The 5308-nt window shown below is 58.8% G+C and carries 4 protein-coding genes and 3 pseudogenes; 2 read left to right on the top strand and 5 right to left on the bottom strand.

Annotated features, from left to right (window positions below):
* Nucleotides 1–465: pseudogene (locus SYN65AY6A5_RS14530) on the bottom strand (response regulator); the annotation flags it as partial.
* A gap of 493 nt (nucleotides 466–958) precedes the next feature.
* A complete protein-coding gene (gene rph, locus SYN65AY6A5_RS12095; protein ID WP_011431427.1) occupies nucleotides 959–1687 on the bottom strand; it encodes a ribonuclease PH in 729 nt (242 codons plus the stop codon).
* A 281-nt stretch (nucleotides 1688–1968) separates the two neighbouring features.
* On the opposite strand from rph, the gene SYN65AY6A5_RS12100 reads away from it, so the two are divergent.
* The gene (locus tag SYN65AY6A5_RS12100; RefSeq protein WP_099812741.1) at nucleotides 1969–3381 is read left to right on the top strand and encodes a folate/biopterin family MFS transporter; all 1413 of its coding nucleotides are present in this window, start codon (nucleotides 1969–1971) and stop codon (nucleotides 3379–3381) included.
* Between the two features lie 587 nt (nucleotides 3382–3968).
* On the opposite strand, the gene SYN65AY6A5_RS14830 is transcribed toward SYN65AY6A5_RS12100, so the two are convergent.
* Nucleotides 3969–4247 carry a transposase gene (locus tag SYN65AY6A5_RS14830; protein ID WP_143597029.1) on the bottom strand — a complete coding sequence of 93 codons (279 nt, stop codon included), beginning with the start codon at nucleotides 4245–4247 and terminating at the stop codon, nucleotides 3969–3971.
* Nucleotides 4248–4359: 112 nt separating this feature from the next.
* Here SYN65AY6A5_RS14830 and SYN65AY6A5_RS12110 point away from each other — a divergent pair.
* A pseudogene (locus SYN65AY6A5_RS12110) lies at nucleotides 4360–4518 on the top strand (transposase); the annotation flags it as partial.
* Nucleotides 4519–4575: 57 nt separating this feature from the next.
* On the opposite strand, the gene SYN65AY6A5_RS14535 reads toward SYN65AY6A5_RS12110, so the two are convergent.
* A complete protein-coding gene (locus SYN65AY6A5_RS14535; protein WP_240527316.1) occupies nucleotides 4576–4683 on the bottom strand; it encodes a Mo-dependent nitrogenase C-terminal domain-containing protein in 108 nt (35 codons plus the stop codon).
* A 56-nt stretch (nucleotides 4684–4739) separates the two neighbouring features.
* A pseudogene (locus SYN65AY6A5_RS14540) lies at nucleotides 4740–5006 on the bottom strand (nitrogenase); the annotation flags it as partial.
* Nucleotides 5007–5308 lie beyond the last annotated feature (302 nt).

Genomic DNA, 5308 nt, shown 5'->3' on the forward strand with positions numbered 1-5308 from the left:
CCCGCCAATGGGGGCCTCTTGGGCAACCCGTTCCTGCACTTCAAAGGAACAGGTGCCTGCCCGCTCAAAGAGATAGCGATCGAAATCGGTGAGCAGGTTGAGCCAGAGCGCGTCTTCCAGCTCACCTGGCTTGATCAGGCCCAACTGGGCGATGGCCTCTAGCAGTTCCGGCAGGGAGTTGTCTTTTATCAGCCGCTCCTGCAGCACTCGGATAGCCCGCTGCGACCATTCCAAGTTGAGGCGGGGAATAAAGCGGGATAGGCGCTTTAGCAGGATCTGAGGGTTGAGGGGCTGATCGGCGGAAAAGAGCAGTCTGCCGTAGTAGTAGGTCAGCACCCAAGGCTCCGTGCCCTCGGCGGGATCCCCCCCTTTGAGGTGGAGGTGCAGATAGCCGGTGCTAAACTGCCGACCTTGCTGCCGGAGCAGGGGCGCCAGTTCCCCCGCTGCAAACACAAAATGGGACATGGGACATCCTCCCGGCCAGCCTCTGCAGTCCAAATGCGCAGGGATTCACCTCGGCCACACACCCAAGCTTGCAGAGGCAGCCGTGATTCACGGCTGCTTCATCTCATTATCGTCTCTTTACCAAAAAGAAACACAAGAGGATAGCTTGGTAGCCCCGTACTTGAGTGCGGGGCGAAAAAGCCCTTGAGCCACTTTAGTTGCTTCTTTGTTATATAGAGCTTCTCCAGGAAAACAACCTACTGCGGTGCAAAACCGGCGCGGCAATAACTAACCTGGAGGAACTTCAGTCCGAAGTAAGCAGAACTTTGAGGTTATGCCTCAAAGGACTGTCTAGGGGTGTCTTGACAGCGCCTTCGCGAGTCCATTTTGGGCTGCGTAAGAATCCCCTGGGTGGGAGTGTCAAAGGCAGAACTCTGGGAACCCTACCAGCAGCCGCCCGACCGGAACCGCTGCAAGGCTCAGGCTGGGCTCGCGGCTGCAACAATCCCGTCGGCTACAAGTTTAGAGTCTCTCGCTGGGCCCGGAGCAATTCTTGGATGCCGGCCTGGGCCATATCCAACATTTGCAACAGTTGCGAGCGGTCGAAGCAGCCGGCTTCGGCGGTGCCCTGAATCTCGATCAAGGCTCCCTGCTCGTTCATGACAATGTTCATGTCCACTTCCGCTTGGCTGTCCTCCTCGTAGCACAAATCCACCAGCACCTCGCCTCGCACGATCCCCACCGAAAGGGCTGCCACCTGCTGCCGCAAGGGGGATCCCTGCGCCGGATCCAGCAGCCCCTGTTTGTAAAGCCAAGTGATGGCGTCGTGCAGGGCCACATAGCCACCGGTGATGGCGGCGGTGCGCGTGCTGCCATCGGCCTGCAGGACGTCGGCATCGACAGTGATGGTGCGGGATCCCAGCTTGTGGAAATCCAAGGCGGCGCGCAGGCTACGCCCGATGAGCCGTTGGATCTCGGCGGTGCGGCCTGAGACTTTTAGCGTCTCTCGCGGCTGGCGCTGTTGGGTGGCGGTGGGCAGCATGCGGTACTCCGCTGTCAGCCAGCCTTGGCCGGTGTTCTGCAAAAAGGGGGGGACTTCTTCGGCCACACTGGCGGTGCAGAGGACATGGGTATCGCCAAACTTCACCAGCACTGAGCCCGGAGCGTAGCGGGTGAAGTGGCGCTGAAAGGAAATCGGGCGCAATTGGGCAGCCGTGCGACCATCGGGGCGTTGCCAGCTCATGAGCAGTTCAAAAAAGGATCCCTCGCATTGTCAGTCATGTTCGCCCGAGGCAGCTCACGGCTTGGAATCTCTACAGAAGTGCCGCCGGCGCCTTGACAGGCGGGGGTCTGGAGGATCGCAGCCGTGGGCCGGTTGGGCAGGTTACAGTTGAGCAGGTTACAGTGTAAAGAAGTTCTTAACTCTCATTTCCTGCTGTTGCTATTGTTGCGGCAAGACAATGCTGCAAGAGCAGTCCTACGGGACAACGGCCAAGACAGGAAGCGACAAGGACAAGATTGCCCATGCTTCACCTCCTGCTGCAACAGCTGCGCCGATCCACTTTGGATCCCCTGCAAGAGATCTGCTGGACGCCGGAACTGATCGGGATCCTGCTGGTGTACTTTGTGCAGGGGGCGGTGGGGCTGGCGCGGCTGGCCACCAGTTTTTACTTGAAGGATAGCCTGGGCCTGGGGCCGGCGCAGACGGCGGCGCTGATGGGCTTTGCCGTCATTCCCTGGACCCTCAAGCCTCTTTACGGCCTCCTCTCCGATACGCTGCCGCTGGCAGGCTACCGCCGCCGTCCCTACCTCTTGCTCTCCGGGCTGCTGGGGTGTGGGGCTTGGCTAGGGATGGCCCTGTGGGCGCCAACGGCTGAGTTGGCGATGCTGTGGATGGTTTTGGGATCCCTGGCGGTGGCGGTGGGGGATGTCATTGTGGATTCGCTGGTGGTGGAGCGGGTTCACGGCAGCGACTGGGCGGGGACGGGCACGCTGCAGTCTTTGTCCTGGGGGGCGACGGCGCTGGGATCTCTGCTCACGGCCTATGCCGGAGGGGCACTCCTAGCCCACTATCCCCCCCAGGTGGTGTTTGGGCTGACGGCCTTGTTGCCGCTGCTGATCGCCCTGGCGGCTTGGGTGATTGTGGATCAGCCGGTGGCCTGCTCCTTTGGCTGGGATCCCTTGCGGCAGCAGGTGGGACAGGTGTGGCGGGCGCTGCGGCAACCCAGCATTCTCTTGCCGGTGTTGTTTGTCTTTATCTGGCAGGCAACCCCCAGCGCCGACGTGGCCCTGTTTTATTTTTTTACCAGCGATCTCGGCTTTGGGCCGGGGTTTTTAGGCCAGGTGCGGCTGGTTACCAGCGTCGCCAGCTTGGTGGGGGTGGCGATCTTTCAGGTGTATCTGCGGCGGATCCCGCTGCGGCCTCTATTTGGCTGGATGACGGTTCTCTCGGCAGGGCTGGGCCTAACCAGCCTCATTTTGGTCTATCACCTCAACCGGGCCTGGGGCATCGACGATCACTGGTTTAGTCTGGGGGATAGCCTGGTGCTGACGGTGGCAGGGCAGATTGCCTTTATGCCGGTGTTGGTCTTGGCTGCCCGCCTCTGCCCGCCGGGAATCGAAGCTACCCTCTTCGCCTTGCTGATGTCGGCTTTTAACCTGGCGGGGTTTCTCTCTCAAGAGTTGGGATCCCTGCTCATGCACGCGCTGGGGGTAACCGAGAGCGATTTCAGCCATCTGGGGCTGCTGCTGCTATTGACCAACCTGTCCACCCTCTTGCCCCTGCCGCTTTTGGGCTGGCTGCCGGAAGGGGGAGCAGATCTGGAGGCGGAAGCCCACGCTTCTCTCGAAGCCTTTTTGCAGGAGGTGCGCGCGGAAGAGGCCGAGGCAGGGATGGAGGCAATCCCTTTGGGACAGACGGACATCACCTATTCTTGAGGGGCTGGCTGCCAATCAGACGCACTCCTAGAGGCACCCCTCACCCCCAGCTCTTCTCCCAGAGGGAGAGAGGAGCTAGAGGTGGAGACGGCGTTCGGCTTCGCCATGCTTGAGTGCGAACTATCAATTGAGACTCCCACCGCCTAAAGGCGGGGGATTCTTACGCAGTCCACAAAAGAACCCGCAACGGCGTTGTCAAAGCGCCTCTAGACAGTTCCTGAAGGCAAAGCCCCAAGGTTCTGCTGACTTTCTTAAGCAGGTTGGCGGCAGCATTCGCATCAGCGTTGACCAACCACCCCTTTGCCGTTTGGTACAGGCCCCGCTTGATACGCTTTCCAGAGGGTCTCCACCCGTCGGGTTTTTCACCATAATTAGGTAGCTCATCTCCATCTAGGAAGCTTGCCTGCGAGCTGTACGCTTCCTCTACCTCAATAAACTCCATGCCATAATGCCAACATAATTGCGCAATACGCTCCTTGAACCGACCTGTTGGAACGAAAACAAAGTTTTGGTTAAAAACCCACCCTAAACCGCATTCTTTGTTCCAACCAAAGACGATTCTCCCAATTGAGTGGTGCAAACAGAAGTCAATGACCTTGCCCGCAGCTTTGTGGACCGCATTCTCCGGTTTCCGTAATTCGACGAAGCTTTTGCAACCAAAACCCTCGCAGCTTGTGAGTCTTGAGCCTAGCCAGCTCCTTGTTGTGCCACTGGTTAAAGGACTTGACTTTGCGGCCACCAATGATGAAGCTATGTCCTAAGTTGCTAACGCACGTAAGCCAGTTGTTGACTCCGTGGTCAATTGCTAGAGCTTTTCCCGGATCCAGCGATTGGGGCTGGGCAGGCTTAGCATAGCTCCACTCCAGCTACAGACTTACAGGTCTGTTGTGCGGCGGAAACATACATTGCGATAAAGTGCTTGTTTTGGGTTCTCGCCATCTCAGCGCAAAGCTCACCATAGCTTGCCCATCGCTTCGTAAAGCATTCAAAAGTAGAGCTTCTAAATATTTAAGGCAGGAGTTTGCTAACCTGCGAAAACTGCCTAGCGTTTGGAGCAGAAGTTATTGTTTCTGTACCGCGGGGAATGCTAGGGCTGAGGTAATTCAAAACTATATCAACGGCCCACATCATGGGTAAGCGACTAAAGTGGCTAGCGGGCTTTTCCGCCCTGCACTAAAGTGCGGGGCTACCAAGCTATCCTTTTGTGTACTGGCTGATGTCTTCCCCGGCTTCTGCCAGGAAGGAGAGGGCACGGCAGCGCAAGGCCACCACCTGGTCGTAGAGAGGGTTGAGCTTGCACATGGGGGGATGTGCATCACCTTGCGGCCAAACAGCACCACCTCCCGCTCAAAGGGGCACTGGCCGGGGATCATACGGCACAAGAAGCGGGCTACCTTCGCGTCGCAGACTTGGATGCCGTCCAGCCACTTCTGCAAGGGAGCCAAAAGGTCGGTATAGCCGCTCTCGGCCTGAGCCTCTGCCGGCAATGGCGAGGTGGCGCCCTTATTGACCAGCGTGGCCCCGAGCAGGTGGAGCTGGGGAAGCTCCAGTCCGAAGGCAGCGGCCAATTGGTGCAACAGACGGTCCTCCGGCTCGGAATATACCCCGTCGGCAACGGCTGTCATCACCGCCGTGCGCAGGAAATCTTCCCGCAACTCCCGCTGCAGCTGGGCCGCCAGCTCCTCTCAGGGGAGAGGGGAGCGAGATCTTTCCCCTGGTCTTCCGGCCAGTCGAAGCGGATGAGATCTTCGATAAGTCGCTGCTCCTCGAGGCTATATTCTCCATCAGAACCTCCGGGGTACTCCCGCCACAGCGCAGCTTGGCGGGCTGGAGGATAGGCGGTGAGACGAAGGGGTTCAATGCCCCTGAGTCTCACAATCTGGGCGTTGCCTGCTGCTCGACATACTTCTTCAACTCCTCAACGGTG

This window comes from Synechococcus sp. 65AY6A5, from assembly GCF_002760415.1.
Lineage (GTDB): Bacteria > Cyanobacteriota > Cyanobacteriia > Thermostichales > Thermostichaceae > Thermostichus.